This window comes from Terrabacter lapilli (assembly GCF_039531305.1).
GTDB classification, from domain to species: Bacteria; Actinomycetota; Actinomycetes; order Actinomycetales; family Dermatophilaceae; genus Terrabacter; species Terrabacter lapilli.
This window is the reverse complement of sequence record NZ_BAAAPU010000003.1, coordinates 491,507-518,085: the sequence shown is the minus strand read 5'-3', so window position 1 is coordinate 518,085 and position 26,579 is coordinate 491,507. Positions and strand designations below refer to the sequence as shown.

Here is a 26,579-nt window from a genome sequence, read left to right as displayed (position 1 = left end):
TCAGTAGTCCTGGGCGGTGTCCCAGGTGCGGATGATCGCCTGCGCCTCGGTCCCGCTGGCACCGGTCGCCTCGGCGTAGAGGCTCATCGCGTCGGACCGTCGCCCGGCCAGGATGAGCTCGCTGATGCGGTCCCGGGCCTCCTTGGTGAGGCGCCCCTCGGTGAACGAGGCGGCGGCGTCGCGCACGCCCGGGCCCTGCCCCGGCACGAACCAGCCGTCGACGGCGCGCTTGGCGTCGGCCAGCGGCGCGCCGGTGGCCTCGCGGTAGATCTTGATGGCGTTGATCTTGTGCCCGGCACTCAGCTCGCGGCTCACCTTCGCCCGGACGGTGTCGGTCAGGCCCACCAGCTCGCGGTCCGGGTCCTTGCGCCCCATGACACGTCCCCAGACGACGACGGCCACCACGACGACGACGAGGATGAGCACGAGCTTCACCAGGGGGTGCATGCAGGCCAGCCTACGGGCGCTGCCCGTGGCGCCGGACCACGCCCGTGGCCCGGCGCCCACCCGGGCGCCGTGGCCGGCAGCCCCCCGATCCGGCCCGCCCTCAGACGTCGGTGAGGCCGAGCAGCATGCGCACCTCGGCGGCGGTGATCACCGACCCGGTGGCGATGACGCCGGCGCCCATGCCGTCGGACTCGGCGAGCGTCACGGCCTGCTCGAGCGCGTCGGGCAGGTTACGCACGACGGTCACGCGCGACTCGCCGAAGAGCTCGACCGCCAGGGCGCCCAGCTGCTCGGGCCGCATGGCCCGCGGCGACGAGCTGCGGGTGATGACGACGTGGTCGAGCACGGGCTCGAGCACCTCGAGCATCCCCGTCGCGTCCTTGTCGGCGACGATGCCGACGAGGCCCACCAGGCGGGTGAAGGCGAAGGACTCCTCGAGGGCCGCCACGAGCGAGCGGGCGCCGTGCGGGTTGTGCGCGGCGTCGACGAGCACCGTCGGCGACCGGCGGACGATCTCGAGCCTGCCGGGCGAGGTCATCGCGGCACAGGCGGCGGTGAGGACCTCCGCGTCGATCGGCTGCTCGCCGCCCCCGAGGAACGACTCGACAGCGGCGACGGCGGTGGCGAGGTTGCTGGCCTGGTGCGCGCCGTGGAGCGGGAGGAACAGGTCGGCATACTCCCCCGCGAGCCCGCGGAGGGAGACCTGCTGGCCCCCGATGGCCACCTCGCGGGCGAGGACACCGAAGTCGTTGCCCTCGAAGACGATCCGCGAGCCGCCGACCTCCTCGACCCGGTCGAGCAGGACCCGCGCGACATCCTCGTCCTGGACGCCCGAGACGGTGACGGAGTCGGCCTTGATGATGCCGCTCTTCTCCTCCGCGATCGACACGACGTCGTTGCCGAGGAGGTTGGTGTGGTCGAGGTCCACCGGGGTGATGACGGCGACCTGCGCGTCGATGACGTTCGTCGCGTCCCAGGAGCCGCCGAGCCCTACCTCGATGATGGCGACGTCGACCGGGGCGTCCGCGAAGGCCGCGTAGGCGAGGGCGACGAGCACCTCGAAGAAGTTCATCCGTCGACCGCCCGACTCCAGCGACCGCGCGTCGACGATCTCGACGAGCGGTGCGATCTCCTCGTAGGCGGCGATGAACTTGTCGCGCGGGATGGGCTTGCCCGACAGGGTGATCCGCTCACGGATGTCGTGCAGGTGGGGCGACGTGAAGCGTCCCGTCGAGAGCCCGGTCTCGCGCAGGATCGAGTCGATCATGCGGCTGGTGGAGGTCTTGCCGTTGGTGCCGGTGAGGTGGATCGAGGGGTAGCTGCGCTGCGGGTCGCCGGCCAGCTCCATGACGGCGCGGATCCGTCCGAGCGACGGGCCGATGTCGTTCTCGGGGGCGCGGGCGAGGATCTCCTCCTCGATCTCGCGCATCCGCTTCATCTCCTCGAGGTTGCGCGCCGCCTCCACGGCGGCGGCGTCCGGACGGCCGTTCATGCCTGCTCCTCCCCGTCCAGGTCGCGGGCCATCCAGACGCTCTCGGGCAGGCCCGAGCCCGGCGTCTCGCGGTGGGTCTCGGTGAAGCCGTGCTTGGCGTAGAAGCGCGCAGCCTGCTCGTTGCCCTCGAGGTAGGACAGCGTGAGTCGCCGGTGCTCGCTCTCGACGGCGCGCCGGACGACGGCTTCGAACAGGCGCGTGCCGATGCCCTTGCCGTGGTGTCCGGGCAGCACGTAGAGCTTCCAGAGCACGACGGCGTCGTCCTGGTGGCCGTACGTCGCGACACCGACGACCTCGTCGCCCTCGACGGCCACGAGCGTGCGGCCCTTGCGGATCGAGTCGGTCACGACGTCGCTCGTCCACCACTTGGCCAGGCCCATCGCGACGTACTCGGGGCCGGCGATCGGCTCGTACGTCGCCAGCCACGTGCGGTGCCCCACGGAGAGCACCCCCGCGAGGTCGTCACCGACGGCGCCGCGGACCAGGACCTCCCCGCTCCCGGCGGTGGTCGGGGTCGTGTCGTGCTCGGGGGTCGTGCTCACGTCGGCGGCCTCCAGCTCGTCCTCGCGGTTCGTGGCGGTCATCGCTTCACCACCAGGATCCTGGCCTGGTGGTTGTCGCCGACGACCACGTCCGTCGGCGTGCCGGCGAGGCCGGCGGGCAGGGGGTGCTCGAGCCCGGCGGAGGCGAACTGCGTGGCCAGCGTCTCGCCGACGATGAGGTCGCGGTGCGTGACCGTGGCCTCGAAGACCTCGGGTCCACCCTGGACCGTCAGGCTGATGCGGTCGCTGACGTGCAGACCCGTGTCACGGCGGGCCTGCTGGACCGCCCGGACGAGGTCGCGGGCCAGGCCCTCGGAGGCCAGCTCGGGTGTGACCGTGGTGTCGAGCACGACGAACCCGCCGGACGGCAGCATGGCGGTGGCGCCCGCGCCGTCCGACTCGCCGGCGACGACGGTCTCCAGGGTGTACTCGCCCTCCACGAGGGAGAGGCCGCCGGAGGTCACGGTGCCGTCGGCCGACACGGACCAGTCGCCGGACTTGCTGCCCTTGATCGCGAGCTGGACGTCGCGGCCCAGGCGCGGACCGGCCGCACGCGCGTTGACGGTCAGGCGCTGGCTCACGCCGAAGTCGGACTCGCTGGCCGTGGCGACGTCGACGAGGGTGAGCGCCTTCACGTTGAGCTCGTCGGAGATGATGCCGCGGAACGGCTCGAGGCGCTCCGGCTCGCTCGTCACGACGGTGAGCTCGGCGAGCGGGAGGCGGGCGCGAAGGCCGCGGGCCTTGCGCAGGCTGGAGCCCGTCGAGCAGATCTCGCGCGCCCGGTCCATGGCGACGACGAGCTCGTGGTCGGCCGGCAGGTCCTCGACCTTCGGGTAGTCCGTGAGGTGCACGGAGCGCTCCCCCGTCAGGCCGCGCCAGATCTCCTCGGTCACGAGCGGCAGCAGCGGCGCCGTCGCCCGGGTCACCGTCTCGAGGGCCGTCCACAGCGTGTCGAACGCGGCGAGCGACTCCTCGCTCTCGCCGCCCCAGAAGCGGTCGCGCGACCGGCGGATGTACCAGTTGGTCAGCACGTCGAGGAAGCCGCGCATCGTGTCGCAGGCCGCGGCGATCTCGTACGCGTCGAGCTGCCCGGTCATGTCGCCGACGAACTCGCGCAACTTGGCCAGCAGGTAGCGGTCGAGCACGTCGGTGGACGTGGTCGAGCGCCTGGCCTCGTAGCCCTCGCCGCCGCGCGCGGTGTTGGCGTAGAGCGCGAAGAAGGACCACGCGTTCCACAGCGGGATCATGACCTGGCGCACGCCGTCACGGATGCCCTGCTCGGTGACGATGAGGTTGCCGCCGCGCAGGATCGGGCTGCTCATGAGGAACCACCGCATGGCGTCGGCGCCGTCGCGGTCGAAGACCTCGCGGACGTCGGGGTAGTTGCGCAGCGACTTGCTCATCTTCTGGCCGTCGGAGCCCAGGACGATGCCGTGGCTGACGCACGTCTTGAAGGCGGGTCGGTCGAACAGCGCGGTGGCCAGGATGTGCAGCGTGTAGAACCAGCCGCGGGTCTGGCCGATGTACTCGACGATGAAGTCGCCCGGGAAGTGGTGCTCGAACCACTCGGCGTTCTCGAACGGGTAGTGCACCTGGGCGAAGCTCATCGAGCCGGAGTCGAACCACACGTCGAGCACGTCCTCGACGCGGCGCATGGTCGATCGGCCCGACGGGTCGTCCGGGTTGGGTCGCGTCAGGCTGTCGATGAACGGACGGTGCAGGTCGGTGACCTCGACGCCGAAGTCACGCTCGAGCTCCTCGAACGAGCCGTAGACGTCGACGCGCGGGAACTCGGGGTTGTCGGACTTCCACACCGGGATCGGGCTGCCCCAGAAGCGGTTGCGCGAGATGGACCAGTCGCGGGCGTTGGCCAGCCACTTGCCGAACTGGCCGTCCTTGATGTGCGAGGGCGTCCACTCGATCTCCTGGTTGAGCTCGAGCATGCGCTCCTTGATCTTCGTGACCTCGACGAACCACGACGAGACCGCCATGTAGATGAGGGGCTCGCGGCAGCGCCAGCAGTGCGGGTAGCTGTGGTCGTAGGTCTCGCGGCGCAGCAGCACGGTCCCGGGCGTCACCGAGCCGGTCTCGCCCTCACCGCGGGTGGCGGCCTTGAGGTGGTCGATGATGTGGGCGTTGGCGTCGAAGACGTGCATGCCCTCGTAGTCGGTGACCGGCCAGAGGAAGCGGCCGTCGGGGCCGACCGGGATGACCGGTTCGATGCCCGCCGCGTCGGTGACGATCTTGTCCTCCTCACCGAAGGCGCCGGCGGTGTGCACCAGACCGGTGCCGTCCTCGGTGGTGACGAAGTCGGCCGGGAAGACGCGGTGCGCGCGCTCGTGCCCGACGTAGTAGGAGAACGGCGGCGTGAAGCCACGGCCCACCAGGTCGCTGCCCTTGAGGCGCTCGACGACGCGCTCCCCGAGCGTGGACCGGTCGACGTCGGCACCGAAGAGCTCCTTGGCGTAGGCCGCGAGGCGGGCCTCGCCGACGACGTAGCGCTCCGTCGTTCCCGTGACGTCGGACTCGACAACGACGTAGTCGATGTCGGGGCCGACCATGATGCCGAGGTTGGCCGGGAGGGTCCACGGCGTGGTGGTCCACACCAGGGCCAGCTCGCCGGTCTCGAGGCGCAGACCCACCGTGACGGCGGGGTCCTGGCGCATCTTGTAGACGTCGTCGTCCATGCGCAGCTCGTGGTTGCTCAGCGGCGTCTGGTCGTTCCAGCAGTAGGGCAGCACGCGGAAGCCCTCGTAGACCAGGCCCTTGTCGTGCAGCTGCTTGAACGCCCAGATGACCGACTCCATGTAGTCGGGCTCGAGCGTCTTGTAGTCGTGGTCGAAGTCGACCCAGCGGGCCTGGCGGGTCACGTAGTCGCGCCACTCGCCGGTGTACTTCAGCACCGAGCTGCGGCAGGCGTCGTTGAACCTGTCGATGCCGAGCTCGACGATGTCCTGCTTGGTCTTCAGGCCCAGCTGGCGCTGCGCCTCGAGCTCGGCGGGCAGGCCGTGGGTGTCCCACCCGAAGCGGCGTTCGACGCGCTTGCCCCGCATCGTCTGGTAGCGCGGGACGATGTCCTTGACGTAGCCGGTGAGCAGGTGGCCGTAGTGCGGCAGGCCGTTGGCGAAGGGCGGCCCGTCGTAGAACACGAACTCGTTGTCGCCGTCGGTGCCGGCGTCGCGGCCCTCGACCGACGCGATGAACGTGCCGTCCTCGTCCCAGTACTTCAGGACCCGCTGCTCGATCTCGGGGAAGCGCGGGTTGGACGGCACGCCGCCCGCCACGGGGTGGCCGTCGTCGTCGTTCGTGGTGACCTTGGGGTAGGTCATGCTCGTGGTCTCCTGCGGTCGCATCGTTGGTCACTCGCCTGCACGAGGACGACGTCTCCTGCCGGAGGTTGCCGCGGTACCACCCCGTTTGCCGCACGCACGCGCCCACGGGGGGCTGACGGCATACGGCCACTCTTGTCCAAGGCTGTGACGGGCCCACCCGTCCGGGTCTAGTGGGAGCTCGCGCTCTGTTCTTCCGGAGGCTCGCCGCTGATGACGGCTCGAACGCCTGTGCGCGCCAGTCTAGCCTGACCGGGCGCCCGGCCCGGGTTCGCACCTCGCCCCCTCGCAGTGCGCGGCGCCGGGCCCCGCGTGTCGTATGCCGTCGGCGCGCCGTCGGTGGACCGGCGGTCCCGGCGAGCAGGTCGTTTGGCAGGATGATCGCATGAGCGAAGTGGACACGGCAGGTGCGTGGCTGAGCCGCGAGGACCTCGACAGCGCCCGGGACCGGCTCCCGATCCTCTACGTCCACGCGATCCCCGTCCGGGTGGACGACCGCGGCACGGTCACCCACCTCGGGCTGCTGCTCCGCGCCGACAGCGACGGCGGCATCGGCCAGGAGGTCGTCGGCGGCCGCGTGCTCTACCACGAGCGCATCCGCGACGCCCTCGTGCGGCACGTCGAGAACGACCTCGGCCCCATGGCGCTGCCGCGGATCCCCCTGTCGCCGCAGCCGTTCACCGTCGCCGAGTTCTTCCCGACGCCGGGGGTCACCCCGTTCCACGACCCGCGCCAGCACGCCGTGTCGCTGGCCTTCATCGTCCCCGTGATGGGCGACTGCCGGCCGCAGCAGGACGCCCTCGACCTGTCGTGGGTCACGCCCGAGGAGGCGGCGTCCAGCTCGTTCCGCGGCGAGATGCCCGGCTCGCACGGGGTCCTCGTGCGCCAGGCCCTCGCCCACGTCGGCTACCCGGTCTGACCGGCGCCCCTCACCCGCCCGGACACCCGGCGCGGGCGGGCCAGGCACCCGGCATACGGCCCGGGCGGTCGAGGAGCCTGCGTCAGTGCTGGTGCTCGAGCAGGTCCTGACGACCCGAGCCGAGGACCGTGAGCGGCAGCAGCGTCTTGCCGGTGGGCCCGATCTCGATCTCGGTGCCCATCTGCGGGCACACGCCGCAGTCGAAGCACGGGGTCCAGCGACAGTCGTCGACCTCGGTCTCGTCGAGGGCGTCCTGCCAGTCCTCCCAGAGCCAGTCCTTGTCGAGGCCGGAGTCCAGGTGGTCCCAGGGCAGGACCTCGGCCTGGCCGCGCTCGCGCGTGGTGTACCAGGCGACGTCGACGGGCAGGTCGGCGAGCGCCTCGTCGGCGCAGCGCATCCAGCGCTCGTAGGAGAAGTGCTCGCTCCAGCCGTCGAAGCGGCCGCCGTCACGCCACACCGCCTCGATGACCCGGCCGACCCGGCGGTCGCCACGCGAGAGCAGGCCCTCGACGAGGCCCGGCTGGCCGTCGTGGTAGCGGAAGCCGATGGAGGAGCCGTAGCGCTTGTCGGCCCGGATGGCCTCGCGCAGCTTGAGCAGGCGGGCGTCGGTCTCCTCGACGCCGAGCTGGGCGGCCCACTGGAACGGCGTGTGCGGCTTGGGCACGAACCCGCCGATCGAGACGGTGCAGCGGATGTCGCGGCGCCCGGACACCTGCCGGCCGGTCTCGATGACCCGCTTGGCGAGCTCGGCGATCTGCAGCACGTCCTCGTCGGTCTCGGTGGGCAGGCCGCACATGAAGTAGAGCTTCACCTGCCGCCAGCCGGCGCCGTAGGCCGCGGCGACGGTGTTGATGAGGTCCTCCTCGGACACCATCTTGTTGATGACCCGGCGGATCCGCTCGGAGCCGCCCTCGGGCGCGAACGTGAGCCCCGAGCGGCGGCCGTTGCGGGTCAGCTCGTTGGCCAGGTCGATGTTGAAGGCGTCGACCCGCGTCGACGGCAGGGACAACCCGGTCTGCGTGCCTTCGTAGCGGTCGGCCAGGCCCTTGGTCAGGTCGGCGATCTCGGAGTGGTCGGCCGAGCTGAGCGAGAGCAGGCCCACCTCCTCGAAGCCGGTGGCGGCCAGGCCCCGCTCGACCATCTCGCCGATGCCCGTGATCGAGCGCTCGCGCACTGGGCGGGTGATCATGCCGGCCTGGCAGAAGCGGCAGCCGCGGGTGCAGCCGCGGAAGATCTCGACCGACATCCGCTCGTGCACCGACTCGGCCAGCGGCACGAGCGGCTGCTTCGGGTAGGGCCAGGCGTCGAGGTCCATGACCGTGTGCTTGGCCACGCGCCACGGCACCCCGGGGGCGTCGGCGGAGGGTGCCACCCGCTGGATGCGCCCGTCGGGCAGGTAGGACACGTCGTAGAACGCCGGGACGTAGACGCCGCCGGTGCGGGCCAGGCGCAGCAGCACCTCGCGCCGACCGCCCGGACGGCCCTGCGCCTTCCACTCCCCCACGATGTCGGTGACGGAGAGGACCGCCTCCTCACCGTCACCGACGATGGCGGCGTCGATGAACGAGGCGATCGGCTCGGGGTTGAAGGCCGCGTGGCCGCCCGCGACGACGATCGGGTCCTCGAGGCCGCGGTCCGCCGAGTGCAGCGGGATACCGGCGAGGTCGAGCGCGGTCAGCATGTTGGTGTAGCCGAGCTCGGTCGAGAAGCTGAGCCCGAACAGGTCGAAGTCGCGCACCGACCGGTGCCCGTCGACGGTGAACTGCGGCAGGCCCGCCTCGCGCAGCTGCGCCTCCATGTCGGGCCACACGGCATACGTCCGCTCCGCGAGGGCGTCGTCACGCTCGTTGAGGACCTCGTAGAGGATCATGACGCCCTGGTTGGGCACGCCCACCTCGTACGCGTCGGGGTACATCAGTGCCCAGCGCGTCGTCAGCTCCTCGCCGCCGGGGCCGTAGCCGCCGACGTTCCAGTCCTTGACGGTGGAGTTGAGCTCCCCCCCGACGTACTGGATCGGCTTGTTGACCCGCTCCAGCAGGGGCTCGAGGGCGTTGAAGAGTGACTCACCGGGCATTGGTCCATCGTACGGTGACGCGACCGGACCCCCGAAATGCCGAGAACCGCATAGTTCGGCGCGCGTCACGGCTGGACTGACGAGCGAAGCGAGCGCAGCGAGCGAGCCGAGGAGGGAAGGCGTGACGTCACGGCGCGCCGAACACGGCGAGCGGAGCGAGCCAGATCACTCGTACATGGCCTCCAGCTCGGCCCGGTGCTTCTCGGTGACGGCCTTGCGGCGCAGCTTCATGCTCGGCGTGAGGTCACCGGCCTCGACCGTGAGGTCCTGGTCGAGGATGGTGAACTTCTTGATCGTCTCCCACCGGTTCAGGCCGGCGTTGAGCCGGTCGATGTAGCCCTGCACGAGCGCCCGCGCCTGCGGCGAGGACACCACCTCGGCGTAGGGCCGGCCCTCGAGGCCCACGGTCGGCGCCCAAGCCGCCACGGCGTCCGGGTCGAGCGTGACGAGGGCCGTCGCGTAGTTGTGGCCGGCGCCGTGGACGAGGAACTGGCTGACGAAGGGGCACAGCCCCTTGAAGCGCGCCTCGATCTCGGCCGGCGCGATGTACTTGCCGCCCGAGGTCTTGAAGACGTCCTTCTTGCGGTCGGTGACGTAGAGGAAGCCGCGCTCGTCGATGCGCCCGATGTCGCCGGTGTGGAACCAGCCGTCGTCGGTGAGCACCTCGGCCGTCGCCTCGGGGTTGTTGTGGTAGCCGCGCATGACGCCGGGCCCCCGGACGAGGATCTCGCCGTCCTCCTCCGCGATGCGGACCTCGGTGCCCGGCAGCGGCCAGCCGACCGAGCCGTACTGGTACGCGCCGTGGTCGGGTGCGTTGACCGTGGTGCCGGACGACGTCTCGGTCAGGCCGTAGCCCTCCTGGACGAGCAGCCCCACCGACCCGAACCACCGGGCGACCTCGGCGTTGAGCGGCGCAGAACCGCTGATCATGAAGCGGACCCGCCCGCCGAAGCGCTCCTGCACCTTGTGCAGCACGAGCCGGTCGGCGAGGGCGTGCTTGGCCCGCAGCACCGCCGAGCCCTGCTCACCGCGCGCCAGGACGTCTCGCATCTCGCCGCCGACGGCGAGGGCCCAGTCGATGAGCCGCTTCTTGACGCCCGTCTCCGCCGCGAACATCAGCGCGATCCGGCCGTGCGCCTTCTCGAAGATGCGCGGCGGCCCGGCCATGAACGTCGGCCGGACCACGGCCATGTTGTCGACGATCTTGTCGACGCGCCCGTCGACGGCCGTCGGGAAGCCGATCTGCAGGCCCGTCGCGAGGAGCATCTTGCCGAAGACGTGCGAGAGCGGCAGCCACAGGAACTGCAGGTCGTCGCGGGTGAAGGTGCCGAGCGCGTCGATGACGGCGCCCTCGTAGACGACGCTGTCCTGCACCAGGCGCACGCCCTTGGGGCGGCCGGTCGTGCCGGAGGTGTAGATGACGACGGCCAGGTGCTCGGGACCCAGCTGGTCGATGCGCGAGTCGACGAGGTCGGGGGTCTCGGCGAGCCACTCGCGTCCGCGCCGGGCGAGCTCGTCGGTCGTGATCACCCAGCCGTCCTCGCTGCCGGCGCCGGACAGCACGACCACCTGGCGCACGCCCGGCACCTGCGAGCGCACGTGCTGCAGCTTGGCGACCTGCTCCTCGTCCTCGGCGAAGACGATCCCGCTGCCGGAGTCGGCGAGGATGTAGGCGACGTCCTCGGCGATGGTCGTCGGGTAGACGGTCGTGGTGGCCCCGCCGGCGCAGATGACGGCGAGGTCGGCGAGGACCCACTCGACCCGTGTGGTGGAGGCGATGGCGACGCGGTCCTCCAGCTGCACGCCGAGGCTGATCAGCCCGGCCGCCCACTGCTCGACGATCTCGTGCGTCTGCGCCCAGGTCAGCGTCGTCAGCTCCGTCGCCCCGTCCGCGAAGTACTGGTAGGCCGGCGCGTCGGGCGTGGCCCGCACCCGGTTGCGGAAGAGCGCGCCCACGCTGGGGGCGCGCCCGTCGAGGACGTCGTGGTCGACGTCGCGGTCGGCAAGTGCCTGGAGGGGCATGTGGACTCCTTCGTCACTGCGGTTCCCGTCATCGGCGCCTGCGGGCGACCGCCATGCCCGGATGATGTCAACAACCCCGGGCCGAGTCACGCATCGCCCGACCTTCCACATCGAAACGTGACCCTGCGCACGCCGTCTGCCGTGCCGTATGCCGTGTGGTGCGCCGGGTGCCGGGGGCCCGGGCTCAGCGGGTCGGGCGCCTGCGCACCGGAGGCCCCGAGACCGCGGCGACGTTGCCGACCAGCCCGAGTGCGATCCAGGAGGCGATGAGCGAGGACCCGCCGCTCGACACGAAGGGCAGCGGCAGCCCCGTCACCGGCATGAGGCCGAGGTTCATCCCGACGTTCTCGAACGCCTGCACGCCGAACCACACCGCGACCCCGGTGGCGACGAGGCGGCCGAACGCGTCGGCGCGCCTGGCCACGACGAGACAGCGGACCACGATGAAGCCGATCAGCACGACGAGCCCGCCGGCCCCGAGGAAGCCGAGCTCCTCGCCTGCCACCGAGAAGACGAAGTCGGTCTCCTGGAACGGGATGAACCCACCCTGCGTCTGGCGTCCCTCGAACAGCCCCTGTCCGGTCAGGCCGCCCGAGCCGATCGCGATCCGGACCTGGCGCGTCTGGTAGCCGATCCCCTGCGGGTCCAGGGTCGGGTCGAGGAAGGCGCGCAGCCGGTTGCGCTGGTAGCCCGAGAGCACCGGCGTGAGGAACGCGGCGGCGACGGCCGCCACGCCCGCCGCGACCACGCCGACGGTCCACAGCACCGGGGCCCCCGCGGAGGCGACGATGACCACCGACATGGCGACGAGCACGAGCGCCGAGCCGAGGTCGGGCTGGGCCAGCACGAGCAGGACGGGTATGCCGGCGACGACCCACGCGAGGACGACGTCGCGGTGGCGCTGGCGCAGGCCGCGCTCGGCGCGGTCGGCCAGCAGCATCGCGAGGCCGATCGCGAGGGCGACCTTCATCAGCTCCGACGGCTGCAGGCTGAACCCGCCGGGTAGCCGGATCCAGGAGCGCGAGCCGTTGACGGTGGAGCCGAGCGGCGAGACGACCGCCGCGAGCCCGAGGACGGCGAGCACGTAGACGACCGGGGCGGCGGCGCGGACCGTGCGCACGTCCAGCCGCGTCACCACGGCCGCGCAGCCGAGGCCGACCCCCAGCGCGACGAGCTGCTTGAGGCCCGCGCTGGCGCCGGCGGAGGCCCGGGTCGCCGACCACACGAGGACGCAGCCGAGCAGGGACAGACCCAGCGCACCGACGAACAGGCCCAGGTCGAGCCGCAGCCAGGCCGGGTCGGCGGTGCGCAGCCCCGCCCGAGCTGCCCCCTCTGCCTCTGCCCGTCGTGCGCGTACGGCCGGGCGGCCGCCGGCGGTCACGGGCCGGTCCTCGCTACGAGGGGACGATGGCGGAGAGGATCTCGCGGCACCGGGCGACGTCCTCGGCCATCTGGTCGACGAGCGCCTCGATCGAGTCGAACCTCAGCGTCGGGCGCAGGTGGGAGACGAACTCCACAACCACCCGCTCGCCGTAGAGGTCGAGGTCGGTGCGGTCGAGGACATAGGCCTCGACGCGGCGCTGGGCTCCGTCGAAGGTGGGGTTGCTGCCGACCGAGACGGCCGCCGGGAGGGTCCGGTCGAGGTCCGCGGGGTCGAGGTCGAGGCGCACGAGCCAGCCGGCGTAGACGCCGTCGGCCGGGACGAGGCCCTCGTGGTCCTGCGAGAGGTTGGCGGTGGGGTAGCCCAGCTCGCGCCCGCGATGGTCACCGTGCACCACGGTGCCGGTCACGCGGTGCGGCCGGCCGAGGATCTGGGCGGCGTGCGCGACGTTGCCGGCGAGCAGCTCGGCCCGTAGCTGCGTCGAGCTCCAGCGGGCCACCTGGTCCGAGCCCTCGCCGATGTCCTCGAGGGCGATCACCTCGAAGCCGTGCGCCGCACCGAGCTCGCGCAGCGTCTCGACGTCGCCGGAGTTGCGGACCCCGAAGCGGGTGTCCTTGCCGACGACGACGGCGCACGCGCCGAGCGCGTCGACGAACGTGCCGCGGACGAACTCCTCGGGGGTCTGCTGGGCGAACTCGCGGGTGAACTCGATGACGAGGACGGCGCCGAGGCCGACGGACTCGAGCGCGTCGAGGCGCTGCTCGAGCGACATGACCGCGGCCGGCGCCCGGTCGGGGTAGAGGACGGCGATCGGGTGCGGCTCGAAGGTGACGGCCACGGGGGTGGCACCGCGCTCGGCGGCCTCGCGGACGACGCGCGTCAGCACCTCCCGGTGTCCGCGGTGCACCCCGTCGAAGTTGCCGAGGGTGACGACGGTGCGCCCGAGATCGGCCGGGATGTCGTCGAGTCCGTACCAGCGCTGCACGGCGACCACTGTAGTGGCCGCGTCGTCGCCCGAGCCGCGCGGCGTGCCCACGCCGCTCACGCCTTCGCCGGCGCGGGCGCGAAGACCACCTTCGCCCGGGCGGTGGGGCGGGTCTCGTCGAGCACCGCCACGAGCTGACCCTGGGGGTCGATGGCCGCGACCGCGTCGGCGCCGGCGACCGCACTGGGGATGCGCTGGCCGTACCCGAGCGCCCGCGCCTCCTCGGCCGAGACGTCGTGCACGGGCAGCTGCGCGCGCGCCGCCTCCGCGACGGGAAGCAGGGGTATGCCGTCACGTCCCTCCGCCTCGGACGTGGCGGTCAGCTCGTCGAGCGACACCGCGTCGGCGAGGCCGAAGCGGCCCACACGCGTACGCCTCAGGGCCGTCAGGTGGCCGCCGACCCCGAGGGCCGTGCCGAGGTCACGGGCGAGGGCGCGCACGTACGTCCCGGACGACACGTCCACCTCGACGTCGACGTCGACGACCTCGACGGGCGGCCCGAGCTCCGGGGCGACCGTGCCCGGGCGCACCGCGAGCACGTCGAACCGGCTCACGGTCACGGGTCGGGCAGCGAGCTCGACCGTGTCGCCCTGGCGCACGCGGGTGTAGCTGCGGACGCCCTTGACCTTGATGGCGCTGACCGCGCTCGGCACCTGCTGGATGGTCCCGGTCAGGGCCGCCACCGCGGCCGGCAGGCCCGCCTCGAGGGCGGGCACGTCGGCGACGCCGACCGTCTGGGTCATCTCGCCCTCGGCGTCGTCGGTGAGGGTGGCGACCCCCAGGCGGATCGTGGCGACATACGACTTGTCGCAGCCGACGAGGAAGGTGAGCAGCTTGGTGCCGCGGTCGACCCCGAGCACGAGAACCCCCGTGGCCATGGGGTCGAGGGTGCCGGCGTGGCCGACCCGGCGCGTGCCGCAGAAGCGGCGGGCACGGGCGACCACGTCATGGCTCGTCCAGCCGGCCGGCTTGTCGACGACGAGCAGGCCTCCGACGTCCTCGCTCATCGGGCGTCGACGTCGGCGCCCCGCTCGGAAGCGGTGTGATCGCGGACGTCGGTGCCGGCGTCGGTGTCGTCGTCGGAGCGGTCGACCGGCTTGCGGTACGGGTCCGGGTCGCCGGCCGGCTTCGCGTTCGCGGCGGCCCGGGCCAGCTCCTCGTCGCGGGCACGGGTCTGGGCCACGAGGTCCTCGAGGTGCGCGGCGCCCTCGGGCAGGGCGTCGGCGATGAACTCGATCGAGGGCGTGAGCCGGATGCCGATGCCCTTGCCCACGGCCGAGCGGATGCGGCCCTTGTTGGCCTCGAGCACGTCGGCGGTCGCCTGGCGCTCCTCGGTGCTGCCGAAGACGGTGTAGAACACCGAGGCGTGCTGCAGGTCGCCCGTGACCCGGGCGTCGGTGATGGTGACGAAGCCCAGGCGTTCGTCCTTGACGCGGAACTCGAGGTACTCGGCGACGATGACCTTGATCCGGTCGGCGATCTTGCGGGCGCGGGCGGGGTCAGCCATGACTGTCTCTGCTTTCGTGTGGCGTTCGGTGGGGCGAGCCGAGTGGCAATCACCCTAGTCGCGGGCACCGGGGAGGGCGCAGTCCGGTCCGCGACGTCCGCGGGGCCCGGAGGGCTCCCGCAGACGGCGGCGGCGCCGACCCCCGTGGGGACCGGCGCCGCCGATGCAGCCAGCGCTCAGGCGCGCGGCTTCTCGCGCATCTCGTAGGTGGCGATGAGGTCACCGAGCTGCAGGTCGTTGTACGACCCGAGGTTGATACCGCACTCGAAGCCCTCGCGGACCTCCGTGACGTCGTCCTTGAAGCGACGCAGACCGGCGATCTCGACGTTCTCCGACACGACCACACCGTTGCGGGTGATCCGCGCCTTGGAGCCGCGCTTGATCTCGCCGCTGCGCACGATCGAACCGGCGATGTTGCCGAACTTGCTCGAACGGAAGATCTCGCGGATCTCCGCCGTGCCGAGCTCGACCTCCTCGTACTCCGGCTTGAGCATGCCCTTCAGCGCAGCCTCGACCTCGTCGATGGCCTGGTAGATCACCGAGTAGTAGCGGATCTCGACGCCCTCGCGCTCGGCGTAGTCGGCGTTCTGGCCCTCGGCCCGGACGTTGTAGCCGATGATGACCGCGTTGGAGGCCATCGCGAGGTTGATGTTGTTCATCGTGATGGCGCCGACGCCGCGGTCGATGATGCGCAGGTCGACCTCGTCGCCGACGTCGATCTTGAGCAGCGCGTCCTCGAGCGCCTCGACCGAACCCGACACGTCACCCTTGAGGATGAGGTTGAGGGTCTCGACCTTGCCCGCCGCGAGAGCCTCGTTGAGGTCCTCGAGCGAGATGCGCTTGCGGGCCTTGGCGAGCACGGCCTGGCGGTCCGCGGCCTCGCGACGCTCGGCGATCTGGCGGGCCGTACGGTCGTCCGGCGCCACGACGAACGTGTCACCGGCGCGCGGCACCGACGAGAGACCGAGCACCTGGACCGGACGCGACGGACCGGCCTCGTCGACGTTCTTGCCGTGCTCGTCGAGCATGGCGCGGACGCGACCGTGGGCCGAGCCGGCGACGATCGAGTCACCGACGTGCAGCGTTCCGGTCTGGACGAGCACCGTCGCCGTGGCACCGCGACCACGGTCGAGGTTGGCCTCGATCGCGACACCCCGGGCCTCGCGGTCGGGGTTGGCGCGCAGGTCGAGCGCCGCGTCCGCCGTCAGGAGGACCGCCTCGAGGAGCGCGTCGATGTTCTGCCCCTGACGGGCCGAGACGTCGACGAACATCGTGTCGCCGCCGTACTCCTCGGCGATGAGGTTGTACTCGGTCAGCTGCTGACGCACCTTGGCCGGGTTGGCACCCTCGACGTCGATCTTGTTGACGGCCACGACGATCGGCACGTCGGCGGCCTGCATGTGGTTGAGCGCCTCGATCGTCTGCGGCATGACGCCGTCGTCGGCGGCGACCACGAGGATCGCGATGTCGGTCACCTTCGCGCCGCGGGCACGCATGGCGGTGAACGCCTCGTGACCCGGGGTGTCGATGAAGGTGATCGCGCGGTCGACGCCCTCGTGCTCACGGTGGACCTGGTAGGCACCGATGTGCTGGGTGATGCCGCCGGCCTCGCCCGCGACGACGTCCTCGTTGCGGATGGCGTCGAGCAGGCGCGTCTTTCCGTGGTCGACGTGACCGACGACCGTGACGACGGGCGGACGGGCCTCGAGGTTCTCGTCGTCCTCGCCCTCGATACCGGTCTCGAGGTCGATGTTGAAGGCGTCGAAGAGCTCCTTCTCCTCCTCCTCCGGGGACACGACCTGGATGTCGTAGCCGAGCTCGGCGCCGAGCACCTTGAAGGTGTCCTCGTCGAGGGACTGCGTCGCCGTCGCCATCTCACCGAGGTGGAACAGCACGGTGACGAGCGATGCCGGGTTGGCGTTGATCTTGTCGGCGAAGTCCGTCAGCGACGAGCCGCGACGCACGCGGATGGTCGTCTTGCCGTCGCCGCGGGGGACGGTGACGCCACCGAGGCTCGGGGCCTGCATCTGCTCGAACTCCTGGCGCTTCGCGCGCTTGGACTTGCGTCCGCGCACGGGACGACCGCCACCGCGACCGAAGGCGCCGGCCGTCGAGCCACGGCCACCGCCACCACCGCGAGGACCGCCGAAACCGCCACGGCCGGGACCGCCTGGGGCGCCACCGGGGCCGCCGCCGAAGCCACCACGACCACCGGCACCGGGGCCACCGCGGCCCGGGCCACCCGCCGGGCGCTGGCCCGGACGACCGACAGTGCTGCGCTCCGGCATCATGCCGGGGCTCGGACGGGTACCGCCCGGACGCGGACCGGCGCCGGGACCACCGGGACGAGCGCCTGCCGGGGCACCGGGGCGCGCGCCGCCGGCGGGAGCGCCGGGACGAGGGCCGCCGGGACCACCGGGACGCTGCTGCGGCCGCGGCATGCCCTGGCTCGGGCTGAACGGGTTGTTGCCCGGACGCGGACCGGCGTCGCCGCCGGGACGAGGTGCACGGGTCTGGCCCATGCCCTGGCTCGGGGCGAACGGGTTGTTGCCGGGACGCGGCTGACCGGGACGGGGTGCCGGACGCGGGGACGCGGGCACGCCGGAGGTCTGCTGGCCACCGTCACGGCTGGACTGCACCCGCGAGGGGGCGGGAGCCGACGCGGCGGGAGCGGCGGGAGCGGCGGGAGCCGGAGCCTTCGGCGCCGGAGCGCTGGGGGCGGGGGCCGACTTGGCCGCCGGAGCCGCCGGGGCGGGAGCCGCCGGGGCGGGCGCTGCCGGACGTGCCGGCGTGGCCGTGCCGGCCGACGACGAGGCCGCGGGTGCGGCCGGTGCCGGGGCAGGCTTGCGGGGCGCGGTGGGTGTCGCGCCGGTGGGGGCGGCCTTGGGCGCCGCCTGCTTGGTGTCGCCGCCGGTCGCGCCGTCCCGGGGGAACGTCTCGATGATCTTGCGGACGACGGGGGGCTCGATGGTCGACGACGCCGACCGGACGAACTCTCCCTGGCTCTTCAAATGTGCGAGCAGTGTCTTGCTCTCGACTCCGAGCTCCTTGGCGAGCTCGTAGACCCGGACCTTAGCCACATCTCTCCTGTTCCTGGTCCGGCCTGAACAGGATGTGGCCGAACCGTGGGTTATTGCTGGGGCTTGCTCATCGCTGAGTACTCATCGGGTGCTCATAGCGTTTCAACCCGCCTTGTGGTTCGTTGACTGATCTCTGACTGATCTGGTGCGTCCCGTTGCCGGGGTGGGCACCGATGCGTGCTGCTCGGGCCGGAGGCCCAGGTGCTCGGCCACCGCGCTCACGTCGACCGCGCCCTGCAGGCGCAGGGCTCGTCCGAACGCCTTGCGGCGGACCGCCATCTCGAAGCAGTCCGACGTCGGGTGCAGCCAGGCACCACGTCCTGGCAGCCGATGCCGTGGGTCGGGGCGGAGGGTGACCGGCGAGCTGTCGCCGGCGCCTTCGTCCGTCGCCGCGACCACTCGCAGCAGGGCCGACCAGCTATCCGATCCTCGACATCCCACACAGGTGCGGAATGGCTCGTCACGGAGTCCAGTCCGGTCGGCCACAGACAAGTCTACCGCGTCCGCGCCGCTCTCCGCTCCACCGGGGACCACCTGCCGCCGGCTCAGGCGTCGGCAGGCCGGCTGCCGCCGCCATCGGCCGGCGTCGCGGCCGCCTCGGTGTCGGGCCGGATGTCGATGCGCCAGCCCGTGAGCTTGGCGGCCAGGCGGGCGTTCTGCCCCTCCTTGCCGATCGCCAGGCTCAGCTGGTAGTCGGGGACGACGACCCGGGCCGTGCGCGCCGCCGCGTCGACGATCTCGACGGACTGCACGCGCGCCGGTGAGAGCGCCGCCGCCACGAAGGTGGCCGGGTCGTCGGAGTAGTCGACGATGTCGATCTTCTCGCCGCGCAGCTCGGTCATGACGGCCCGCACGCGCGCACCCATCGGACCGATGCAGGCGCCCTTGGCGTTGACGCCCGCGACCTTGCTGTGCACGGCGATCTTGGTGCGGTGCCCGGCCTCGCGCGCCAGGGCCGCGATCTCGACGGTGCCGTCGGCGATCTCGGGCACCTCGAACTTGAAGAGCGTGCGCACGAGGTTGGGGTGGGTGCGGCTCAGGCCCACCTGGGGCCCCTTGGGCCCGCGCTTGACGCTGACGACGAAGCAGCGCAGCCGCTCGCCGTGCACGTAGCGCTCGCCGGGGACCTGCTCGGCGAGCGGCAGGATCCCCTCGACGGTCCCGAAGTCCACGAGCACGTTGCGGGGGTCCTGGCTCTGCTGGATGATCCCGGAGATCACGTCGCCCTCGCGACCCTTGAAGTCGCCGAGGATGGCCTCGTCCTCGAGGTCGCGCAGGCGCTGCACGATCACCTGGCGCGCCGTCGAGGCGGCGATGCGGCCGAAGCCCTCGGGGGTGTCGTCGAACTCCGGGCCGGGCTCGCCGCGCTCGGGGCGCTCGCCCTCGGCGGCGGGCAGCAGCTCGCCCTCCTCACGCGCCCACACGATGACGTGGCCGGTCTTGCGGTCCAGCTCGACGCGGGCCAGCCGGTGGCTGCCGTCGGTGCGGTGGTAGGCGACGAGGAGCGCCTGCTCGATGGCCGGGATGAGCACGTCGAGGCTGATGTCGCGCTCCCGTTCCAGGGCGCGCAGGGCTGCGAGGTCGATGTCCATCAGTGGTGGTCCCCTTCCAGGGCGGACGTGTCGTCCGGTTCGTCGGTGTCGTCGAGGCCCGGCTCGGTGGCCGCCTCGGAGCGCTTGAACTCGACCTGGACGACACCGCGCTGCACGGCGTCGAGGTCGAGCTGAACGGGGTGCGCCGGGGTCTTCTTGGTGGCCGGCACCTCGAGGGTGAGCGAGTCGGTGCCCACCTCGACGAGCCGACCCGTGTGCGTGCCGTCGCGGTGGACGACCTCGAGGAGGCGGCCCACCTGTCGGCGCAGCTGGTCGCGGGAGGTCAGCGGGCGTCCGACACCGGGCGATGACACCTCGAGCACGTAGGGGCTCGAGCCCATGACGTCACTGGCGTCGAGTTCGTCGCTCACCGCTCGCGTCGCGTCGGCCACCGCGTCGAGCGACAGCGGTGCGACGACGCTCCTCGCGTCCGACTCGTCGACACCGCTGATGTCGGAGTCGACGAGGACGCGGACGAGACGGCGCTTGCCGGCGGGAGACACGGAGACGTCCTCGACGACGAGCCCGAGGGGCGCGAGCACGGGCTCGAGCGTCGCTCTGATCTCCTGGGCCGTGCTCATGCGTCGACGCCTCCTGCTCTTCTCGAATCTCCGGTGCGACACCCCGAAGGGCGGTGCCGCCACCGCGTGCGCACCACTCTATCGGCGCATCGGGGTCGTCGCGGACAGCCGGGCGCGTGCGAAGATCTCGCCATGGACGGCGACACCCGTGTGCTCGGGTCACGGGCAGGCGGTGGCGGTGGACGTCCCACACGCCGGCTGCTCCTGCTCGGTGGCGCGGCGGCCGGTCTCGCGGTCCTGGTCGACCACGGCCTGCGCGTCGACACTCCTCCGCCTCCTCCACCGGTGCCGACCCGCCGTCCGGCACCGGACGAGGCCGTGCTCCTTGCCGCCATCGCCCGTCTCAGCCGTCTGGCGCGGGCGGCGGGCGAGGTGCCCACCGGGAGCCGGGCCGCTCTCGTGCAGCAGGTGCAGTCGCTCGCCGACCAACAGCTCCGCACGCTGCGCGGCCGGCTGACGAACGCCGGAGTGCCCACCGCGGTCATCGACTCCGCGGTCGCGGCGACCCCGACCGGCACCGCGTCCGCAGCCCCGTCCCCCTCCGAGACCGAGTCTCCGGCCACGGGAACCCCGTCCCCCACCACCGCTGCCGGCAGCCGGCCACGCACCCCCGAGGCGCTGGGACAGCTGATGCTCGACTCCCTCCGGCGCGACGACTGGGACGCGCTGGCGACCGCCACACCGGCCACCCGTCAGCTCCTGGCGACCGCCTACGCCGAGCGTCTGGCAGCGGCGCTGCTGCTCGGCGCGGAGCCGCCGGCACCTGCTCCCAGCCGCGCACGCCCCGACCTCATGGCCCGCACCGAGGCCCTCGCGTACGCCTTCGAGGTGGTCGCCGCCCAGAGCACCGGCGCCCAGCGCCGCGCGGCCGAGGCCACCCTGGCCCAGCTCACGCACCTTCAGGACGCCGTGGCCGGGACGACCCCGACGGAGCCCGCCGGGTGGTCGCTGCCCTACGCCGTGACGACGCCACCGGCGGCGCGACGCCTCGCCACCGACACCCTGTCCGCGGCGGTGGACGCGGCCGCAGCCTCTCTCCGTGCGGATGCCACGGCGGCCTCGCTCGAGGACACCGCGCACTGGAGTGCGCGCATCCAGGCCCAAGCCGTCGGCTGGGGCCTGCCACTGACCGCCTTCCCGGGAGCGACCCCTTGAGCTACGACCCGATGTACGACCTCATCCCCGCCTTCTTCGCGCAGGAGGTGAGCGGCTACGAGGCCGACGGCTACGTGTCGGGCGAGGACTGGATCGACGACCTCCCGGGGCTCATCACCGACCTGCTGGCCGAGTGGGAGCTCGAGCCCATCGGGAGGCCGGCCAGCGGGGTCTGCGCCGTGGCCATCCCCGTGCGCCTGCTCGGTGCCGGACGCGACGTGGTCGGCGTCAGCGGAGAAGGCATCCTCAAGATCACCTGGCCCCACCCCGAGGCGGCCACCGAGCACCTCGCGCTGCAGACCTGGAACGGCCGCGGCGCGGTCCGGCTCGTCCGGGCCGACCCCGCCCGCTTCGCGATGCTCCTCGAGCGGCTGCACCAGCGCGACCTCACGCGGGTCGACATCGACGACGCCTGCGGTGTGATCGGCGACCTGCTCGCCGTGCTGCGCGCCCCGGCACACCCGCGTGTCCCGAGCCTGACGGCATACGCCCTCCGGCAGGCACGGGAGCTCCGCGAGGCACCCGCCGCGCTCCCCCGGCGCTACCTCGACCAAGCCGCGGCGCTGGCGGCCGAGCTGGCCGACCGCTCCGCGGGCGAGGACCGCCTGCTGCACACCGACCTGCACTACACGAACGTGCTGGGCGCCTACCGCTCCCCGTGGCTGGCCATCGACCCCAAGCCGATGTCGGGCGACCCTGCGTTCGAGGTGGCGCCGGCCCTGTGGAACCGCGCCGACGAGCTCGGCACCGGCTCGCAGGTGCGGTGGTCGCTGCGTCGGCGGCTCGAGATCATCTGCGAGCGCGCCGGTATCGACGAGGCCCGGGCGAGGGCGTGGACCATCGTGCGCGAGGCCGACAACGCGGTCGACGCGGCAGAGCGCCTCTCCGGCGGCCGCGACGACCAGGCGACCCACGACCGCATCAGCCTGGCGGTGATGATCATCAAGGCGATGAACGACTGACGACGAGCACCGGAAGGCGGGAATGCGGCGCCGGATCAAATCGTTTCGACCCAGGGTCCTCCACGCCCTAGCCTTGTCCGGCACCCCCGCCTCGTTCGCCCGAAAGACGCCTGCATGCCTCGCCTCGCCATGCCCACGCTCCGTGGCCCCCGCCCGGACACCCCCGAGCCCACGCCCGCCCGTGAGATCGCGCGCATCGCCGTGCCGGTCAGCATGGAGTTCGTCCTCATGCTCGTGCTCAACTTCGTCAACCAGATCGTCGTGGGCGGCCTCGGGGCCACCGCCATCGCGGCGGTGGGGTTCTCCAACAGCCTGACCTTCATCCTGGCCGTCACCCTCGGGTGCTTCGGGACCTCCGTCAGCATCCTCGTCGCCCGCGCGCACGGCGCCGGGCGCCGGAGCGAGCTCGACCACACCGTCACCGCGGCCCTCCTCGTCGCGGGCGCGCTGGGCCTGGTCGTGTCCGTCGTGCCGTGGTTCTTCGCCGACCACCTGCTCTCCCTCGTCGGCGCGTCCCCCTCGGTCGCCGCCGTGGGCACCGACTACTTCCGCCTCACCGTCCTGGCCACGCTCCCGGTCATGCTCAGCGCGATCCTCTCCGGCGTCCTGCGCTCGGCCGGCCGACCCACGAGCCCGATGATCGCCACGATGGTCACCGTCGTCGCGAACTCCGCGATCGCGTACTCCCTCGTCGAAGGCGTCGGGCCGCTGCCCTCGCTGGGCGTCGCGGGCGCCGGCTGGGCGACGCTCGTCACGGCCGTGGCCAAGTCGCTCATCCTCCTCGGCATGACGCTCGGCCGGCGCGGTGTGGTCGGCTGGAGCCTGCCCGACTCCGTGCGACAGTGGCGCGCGGTCATCGTCCCGCTCGTCGTCCTCGCGCTGCCGCTGGGCGTCACGGAGCTGTTCTGGACCGTGGGGACCTTCCTCTACAACGTGGTCTTCCAGAAGCTCGGCGACGAGGCCCTCGCGGCAGCGCAGATCGTCACCACCATGGAGGGCGTCTTCATCGTCGGCAGCATCGGGCTGATGAGCGCCACCACCACCCTCGTGGGCCGCTCGGTGGGCCGTGGCGACATCCACGACGCCACGGCCTGGGTCCGCCGGCTGACCCGGGCGGGCCTTGGCACCGCGGCGGTCTTCGGGGTGCTCTTCGCGGCCTCGGTGCTGCTGCTCGACGTGCTCTTCGGGGAGGCCGGCCGCGACGTGCGCACGATGGCCGGGGTCGGCATCCTCGTCAACGCCGCCTTCCAGGTCGTCAAGGTGCGCAACATGATCGTGGGCGCGGGTGTCCTGCCCAGCGCCAACGACGTGCGCGGCGTCATCATGGGCGACGCCGTCAGCGCATTCGTCGTCGGGCTGCCGCTCGCCGTGCTGCTCGGCCTGCACACTCCCCTGGGCTACGTCGGGATCTTCGTCGCCCGCGTCGTGGAGGAGCTGGCCAAGCTGCTGATCTTCACGTGGCGGGCCAGGCGCATCCGCTGGGAGTCCCTCGTGACGGCGCGCTCCGACGTCGCCCCCGCGGCCTGAGACCAGCCGCCTGAAGTCAGCCGCGTGACGGCAGGCGGCGCGGCGGCATACGTGCTCGGCGACCTTGTTAGGGTCCTCAGGTGCTCGGACGACTCCTCATCCTCCTGCTGTCCGTGCTCCCCAAGCACGCCCTGAGCCGGGGCGCCGGGTGGGTCGCCACGCGGCCCATCCCCCGGCCCCTGCGCGCGCGCGTGCACCGGGGCTACAGCCGGGTCTTCGGGGCGCGGCCGGAGGAGGCAGCCCTGCCGCTCGAGGAGTACCCGACGCTCAACGCCTTCTTCACCCGCACGCTCAAGCCGGGGCTGCGCCCGGTGGCTGCAGCGGCGATCGTCTCCCCCGTCGACGCGACCGTCGGGGCCTACGGCGTGGTGCAGGCAGACACGCTCGTGCAGGCGAAGGGACGCGACTACTCGCTGACCGCCCTGCTCGGCGACCGCGAGCTCGCCGACCGGTTCGAGGGCGGCACGTACACCACGCTCTACCTCTCCCCCAAGGACTACCACCGCATCCACGTGCCGCTCGCCGGCGACGTCACCGCGGCCAGCTACATCCCGGGCGAGCTGTGGCCCGTCAACGTCGCGGCGGTCGCCAGCGTCGCCAACCTCTTCGCGGCCAACGAGCGCATCGTCGTCGAGCTCGACGCCGCCGGCGGCGGCCACCTCGCGGTCGTGGCGGTGGGGGCGACGATGGTGGGCATGACGCGGCTCGTCTTCGACGACCTGCACACCAACGCCCGGCGCCGTGAGCTCCAGCGCCGCCGCTACGACCCGCCGGTGCACCTCGGGGCCGGGGACGCCCTCGGGCACTTCGAGTTCGGGTCCACGGTCGTGCTCGTGTGCTCGCAGGAGGCGGGCACCATCGAGGAGCTCGCGCTGGGCGCCACCGTGCGCATGGGCGAGCGCATCGGCTCCCCCGCCCGTCCCGCCTGAGGCGGCTGCCGCCACTGGGTACGGGCAGGAGGTCCGCGCCGACCGCCGGAGCCGGGAGAGAGTGTCCCCATGACCAACCGTCTCGCCGAGGCCACGAGCCCCTACCTGCTGCAGCACCGCGACAACCCGGTCCACTGGCAGGAGTGGGGCGAGGAGGCCTTCGCGGAAGCGCGCCGGCGCAACGTGCCCGTCCTGCTCTCGGTCGGCTACGCCGCCTGCCACTGGTGCCACGTCATGGCCCACGAGTCGTTCGAGGACGAGACGGTGGCGGCGGTCCTCAACGAGCGGTTCGTGTCGGTGAAGGTCGACCGCGAGGAGCGTCCCGACATCGACGCCGCGTACATGTCGGCCGTCACCGCGACGACGGGGCACGGCGGCTGGCCGATGACGGTCTTCCTCACGCCCGAGGGCGAGCCGTTCTTCTGCGGCACCTACTTCCCGCGGGACCACTTCCTGCGCGTGCTGGCCGCGCTCGACGAGGCGTGGCGCACCCGTGAGCATGAGGTGCGGGCCTCGGGCACGCACATCGCCACCACCCTCGCCGGTGCCCTGCAGCCGCCGACCCCGTATGCCGTCGAGCCGGGCGCGCTGTCGAGCGCCGTGGAGCGGCTGGCGCGTGAGTTCGACGCCGTGGCAGGCGGTTTCGGCGGGGCCCCGAAGTTCCCGCCGTCGATGGTGCTGGAATTCCTGCTGCGCCACCACGCGCGCACGGGCGAGGCGACCTCCCTCGAGATGGCCAGTCGCACGCTGGAGGCTATGGCCCGCAGCGGCATGTACGACCAGCTCGGGGGCGGCTTCGCCCGCTACGCGGTCGACGCCCGCTGGGTGGTGCCGCACTTCGAGAAGATGCTCTACGACAACGCCCTGCTGCTGCGCGCGTACACGACGTGGTGGAAGGTGACCCGTGACCCGCTCGCCGAGCGGATCGTCAGGGAGACGGCGACCTTCCTGCTGCGCGACCTCGGCACCCCGGAGGGTGGCTTCGCCTCGTCGCTCGACGCCGATGCCGCCGGGGTCGAGGGACTGACGTACGCGTGGACGCCGGCGCAGCTGCGCGACGTCCTCGGCGACGACGCCGAGCAGGCCGCGGAGCTGTTCGTCGTCACCGACGAGGGCACCTTCGAGCACGGGGCCTCGACGCTGCAGCTGCCCGCCGACCCGACGGACCTCTCGTGGTTCCAGGGGGTGCGGTCGCGCCTGCTCGCGGCTCGCGCAGACCGCCCGCAACCGGGCCGCGACGACAAGGTGGTCACGTCGTGGAACGGACTGGCGGTCTCGGCCCTCGCGGGAGCCGGCGCCGCGTTCGAGCGCCCCGACTGGGTGGAGGCGGCGCGCCGGTGCGCATCCCACCTGCTCGAGGTGCACCTGGTGGCGGCCGAGCTGCGACGCGCCTCGCGGGCCGGAGCCGTCGGGTCCGCGCGGGCGGTGGCCGACGACCACGGCAACCTCGCCGAGGGGCTGCTCGTCCTCCACCAGGTGACGGGTGAGACGACCTGGCTCGACGCGGCGCGCCACGTGCTGGACGCCGCACGGGCGTTCGCCGCCGACGACGGCGGGTTCCACGACACCGCGTCGGGCGCCGAGTCGCTCTACCTGCGCCCGCGCAGCGCAGCCGACAACGCCGAGCCGGCCGGGCAGTCCGCGCTCGCCGGCGCGCTGGTCACCCTGGGTGCGGTGACCGGCGACGCGCGGGCCCTGGACGACGGCGCCCGCGCGACGGCTGCGGGCCTCGGACTCGCCGTGCGGGAGCCGCGCTTCGGAGGCTGGTCGCTGGCGGTCGCGGAGGCCCTCGTGGCCGGCCCTCTGCAGGTCGCCGTGGTCGGGCGGGGCGAGGAGGCAGACGCGCTGGAACGCGTGGCCCGTCGCTCCCCCAGCCCCGGCCTCGTCGTGGTCCGCGGGGAGCCCGACGCCCCAGGTTCCCCGCTCCTCGCCGACCGTCCCCTCGTGGAGGGTCGGGCCGCGGCCTACGTCTGCCGCGGGATGGTCTGCGACCTGCCGGCCACCACACCCGAGGCGCTGGCGGCCCAGCTCGACGCCTGAAGGCGAAGATCTCGC

General features: G+C 72.5%; 20 protein-coding genes. 6 read left to right on the top strand and 14 right to left on the bottom strand.

Annotated features, from left to right (window positions below; all coding sequences use genetic code 11):
* The 4 genes from ABD241_RS03760 to ileS form a co-directional block, all read right to left on the bottom strand.
* The gene (locus ABD241_RS03760; protein WP_344058561.1) at window positions 1-447 is read right to left on the bottom strand and encodes a hypothetical protein; all 447 of its coding nucleotides are present in this window, start codon (window positions 445-447) and stop codon (window positions 1-3) included.
* Window positions 448-547: 100 nt separating this feature from the next.
* A complete protein-coding gene (locus tag ABD241_RS03755; protein ID WP_344058559.1) occupies window positions 548-1,939 on the bottom strand; it encodes a bifunctional folylpolyglutamate synthase/dihydrofolate synthase in 1,392 nt (463 codons plus the stop codon).
* Window positions 1,936-2,523 carry a GNAT family N-acetyltransferase gene (locus tag ABD241_RS03750; RefSeq protein WP_344058557.1) on the bottom strand — a complete coding sequence of 196 codons (588 nt, stop codon included), beginning with the start codon at window positions 2,521-2,523 and terminating at the stop codon, window positions 1,936-1,938. The genes ABD241_RS03755 and ABD241_RS03750 overlap by 4 nt, the downstream gene beginning before the upstream one ends.
* Window positions 2,520-5,810: an isoleucine--tRNA ligase gene (ileS, locus tag ABD241_RS03745; RefSeq protein WP_344058555.1), complete on the bottom strand. Its 3,291-nt coding sequence runs from the start codon at window positions 5,808-5,810 to the stop codon at window positions 2,520-2,522. The genes ABD241_RS03750 and ileS overlap by 4 nt, the downstream gene beginning before the upstream one ends.
* 385 nt (window positions 5,811-6,195) lie before the next feature.
* Between ileS and ABD241_RS03740 the strand changes: the two genes are divergently transcribed.
* Complete coding sequence (locus ABD241_RS03740; protein WP_344058553.1) at window positions 6,196-6,729, top strand: NUDIX hydrolase family protein; 534 nt, start codon at window positions 6,196-6,198, stop codon at window positions 6,727-6,729.
* A gap of 82 nt (window positions 6,730-6,811) precedes the next feature.
* Here ABD241_RS03740 and ABD241_RS03735 read toward each other — a convergent pair whose 3' ends face one another.
* The 10 genes from ABD241_RS03735 to ABD241_RS03690 form a co-directional block, all read right to left on the bottom strand.
* A complete protein-coding gene (locus ABD241_RS03735) occupies window positions 6,812-8,803 on the bottom strand; it encodes a TIGR03960 family B12-binding radical SAM protein (protein WP_344058551.1) in 1,992 nt (663 codons plus the stop codon).
* A gap of 165 nt (window positions 8,804-8,968) precedes the next feature.
* Window positions 8,969-10,825: an AMP-dependent synthetase/ligase gene (locus ABD241_RS03730; RefSeq protein ID WP_344058549.1), complete on the bottom strand. Its 1,857-nt coding sequence runs from the start codon at window positions 10,823-10,825 to the stop codon at window positions 8,969-8,971.
* A gap of 184 nt (window positions 10,826-11,009) precedes the next feature.
* A complete protein-coding gene (rodA, locus tag ABD241_RS03725) occupies window positions 11,010-12,206 on the bottom strand; it encodes a rod shape-determining protein RodA (protein WP_344058547.1) in 1,197 nt (398 codons plus the stop codon).
* Between the two features lie 13 nt (window positions 12,207-12,219).
* On the bottom strand, window positions 12,220-13,191 hold the full coding sequence (locus ABD241_RS03720) for a bifunctional riboflavin kinase/FAD synthetase (RefSeq protein ID WP_344058545.1): 972 nt from the start codon (window positions 13,189-13,191) through the stop codon (window positions 12,220-12,222).
* Window positions 13,192-13,247: 56 nt separating this feature from the next.
* Window positions 13,248-14,198, bottom strand: a complete 951-nt coding sequence (truB, locus tag ABD241_RS03715; RefSeq protein WP_344058543.1) for a tRNA pseudouridine(55) synthase TruB — start codon at window positions 14,196-14,198, stop codon at window positions 13,248-13,250.
* On the bottom strand, window positions 14,195-14,698 hold the full coding sequence (rbfA, locus tag ABD241_RS03710) for a 30S ribosome-binding factor RbfA (RefSeq protein ID WP_344058541.1): 504 nt from the start codon (window positions 14,696-14,698) through the stop codon (window positions 14,195-14,197). Before rbfA ends, truB begins: the two co-directional genes overlap by 4 nt.
* Window positions 14,699-14,874: 176 nt before the next feature.
* Window positions 14,875-17,778, bottom strand: a complete 2,904-nt coding sequence (gene infB / locus ABD241_RS03705) for a translation initiation factor IF-2 (protein ID WP_344058539.1) — start codon at window positions 17,776-17,778, stop codon at window positions 14,875-14,877.
* A gap of 102 nt (window positions 17,779-17,880) precedes the next feature.
* Complete coding sequence (locus ABD241_RS03700; RefSeq protein WP_344059512.1) at window positions 17,881-18,219, bottom strand: YlxR family protein; 339 nt, start codon at window positions 18,217-18,219, stop codon at window positions 17,881-17,883.
* A 104-nt stretch (window positions 18,220-18,323) separates the two neighbouring features.
* Window positions 18,324-19,370: a transcription termination factor NusA gene (gene nusA, locus ABD241_RS03695; protein WP_344058537.1), complete on the bottom strand. Its 1,047-nt coding sequence runs from the start codon at window positions 19,368-19,370 to the stop codon at window positions 18,324-18,326.
* Window positions 19,370-19,951, bottom strand: a complete 582-nt coding sequence (locus ABD241_RS03690; RefSeq protein WP_344058535.1) for a ribosome maturation factor RimP — start codon at window positions 19,949-19,951, stop codon at window positions 19,370-19,372. The genes nusA and ABD241_RS03690 overlap by 1 nt, the downstream gene beginning before the upstream one ends.
* A gap of 132 nt (window positions 19,952-20,083) precedes the next feature.
* On the opposite strand from ABD241_RS03690, the gene ABD241_RS03685 reads away from it, so the two are divergent.
* From ABD241_RS03685 to ABD241_RS03665, 5 genes are all read left to right on the top strand, one after another.
* Entirely contained in the window at window positions 20,084-21,106 is a 1,023-nt protein-coding gene (locus ABD241_RS03685; RefSeq protein ID WP_344058533.1) for a hypothetical protein, read from the top strand.
* Complete coding sequence (locus ABD241_RS03680; RefSeq protein WP_344058531.1) at window positions 21,103-22,068, top strand: aminoglycoside phosphotransferase family protein; 966 nt, start codon at window positions 21,103-21,105, stop codon at window positions 22,066-22,068. Before ABD241_RS03685 ends, ABD241_RS03680 begins: the two co-directional genes overlap by 4 nt.
* A gap of 114 nt (window positions 22,069-22,182) precedes the next feature.
* Window positions 22,183-23,595 (top strand): MATE family efflux transporter, encoded by a 1,413-nt coding sequence (locus ABD241_RS03675; RefSeq protein WP_344058529.1) that lies wholly within the window; start codon window positions 22,183-22,185, stop codon window positions 23,593-23,595.
* 80 nt (window positions 23,596-23,675) lie between these two features.
* Entirely contained in the window at window positions 23,676-24,524 is an 849-nt protein-coding gene (gene asd, locus ABD241_RS03670; protein WP_344058527.1) for an archaetidylserine decarboxylase, read from the top strand.
* Between the two features lie 69 nt (window positions 24,525-24,593).
* Entirely contained in the window at window positions 24,594-26,564 is a 1,971-nt protein-coding gene (locus tag ABD241_RS03665) for a thioredoxin domain-containing protein (protein WP_344058524.1), read from the top strand.
* Window positions 26,565-26,579 lie beyond the last annotated feature (15 nt).

Bases quoted from the DNA above. Each gene is read 5' to 3' on its own strand.
- ABD241_RS03760 (WP_344058561.1), bottom strand. From the start codon at position 447: ATGCACCCCCTGGTGAAGCTCGTGCTCATCCTCGTCGTCGTCGTGGTG.
- ABD241_RS03755 (WP_344058559.1), bottom strand. From the start codon at position 1,939: ATGAACGGCCGTCCGGACGCCGCCGCCGTGGAGGCGGCGCGCAACCTC.
- ABD241_RS03750 (WP_344058557.1), bottom strand. From the start codon at position 2,523: ATGACCGCCACGAACCGCGAGGACGAGCTGGAGGCCGCCGACGTGAGC.
- ileS (WP_344058555.1), bottom strand. From the start codon at position 5,810: ATGACCTACCCCAAGGTCACCACGAACGACGACGACGGCCACCCCGTG.
- ABD241_RS03740 (WP_344058553.1), top strand. From the start codon at position 6,196: ATGAGCGAAGTGGACACGGCAGGTGCGTGGCTGAGCCGCGAGGACCTC.
- ABD241_RS03735 (WP_344058551.1), bottom strand. From the start codon at position 8,803: ATGCCCGGTGAGTCACTCTTCAACGCCCTCGAGCCCCTGCTGGAGCGG.
- ABD241_RS03730 (WP_344058549.1), bottom strand. From the start codon at position 10,825: ATGCCCCTCCAGGCACTTGCCGACCGCGACGTCGACCACGACGTCCTC.
- truB (WP_344058543.1), bottom strand. From the start codon at position 14,198: ATGAGCGAGGACGTCGGAGGCCTGCTCGTCGTCGACAAGCCGGCCGGC.
- rbfA (WP_344058541.1), bottom strand. From the start codon at position 14,698: ATGGCTGACCCCGCCCGCGCCCGCAAGATCGCCGACCGGATCAAGGTC.
- nusA (WP_344058537.1), bottom strand. From the start codon at position 19,370: ATGGACATCGACCTCGCAGCCCTGCGCGCCCTGGAACGGGAGCGCGAC.
- ABD241_RS03690 (WP_344058535.1), bottom strand. From the start codon at position 19,951: ATGAGCACGGCCCAGGAGATCAGAGCGACGCTCGAGCCCGTGCTCGCG.
- ABD241_RS03685 (WP_344058533.1), top strand. From the start codon at position 20,084: ATGGACGGCGACACCCGTGTGCTCGGGTCACGGGCAGGCGGTGGCGGT.
- ABD241_RS03675 (WP_344058529.1), top strand. From the start codon at position 22,183: ATGCCTCGCCTCGCCATGCCCACGCTCCGTGGCCCCCGCCCGGACACC.
- ABD241_RS03665 (WP_344058524.1), top strand. From the start codon at position 24,594: ATGACCAACCGTCTCGCCGAGGCCACGAGCCCCTACCTGCTGCAGCAC.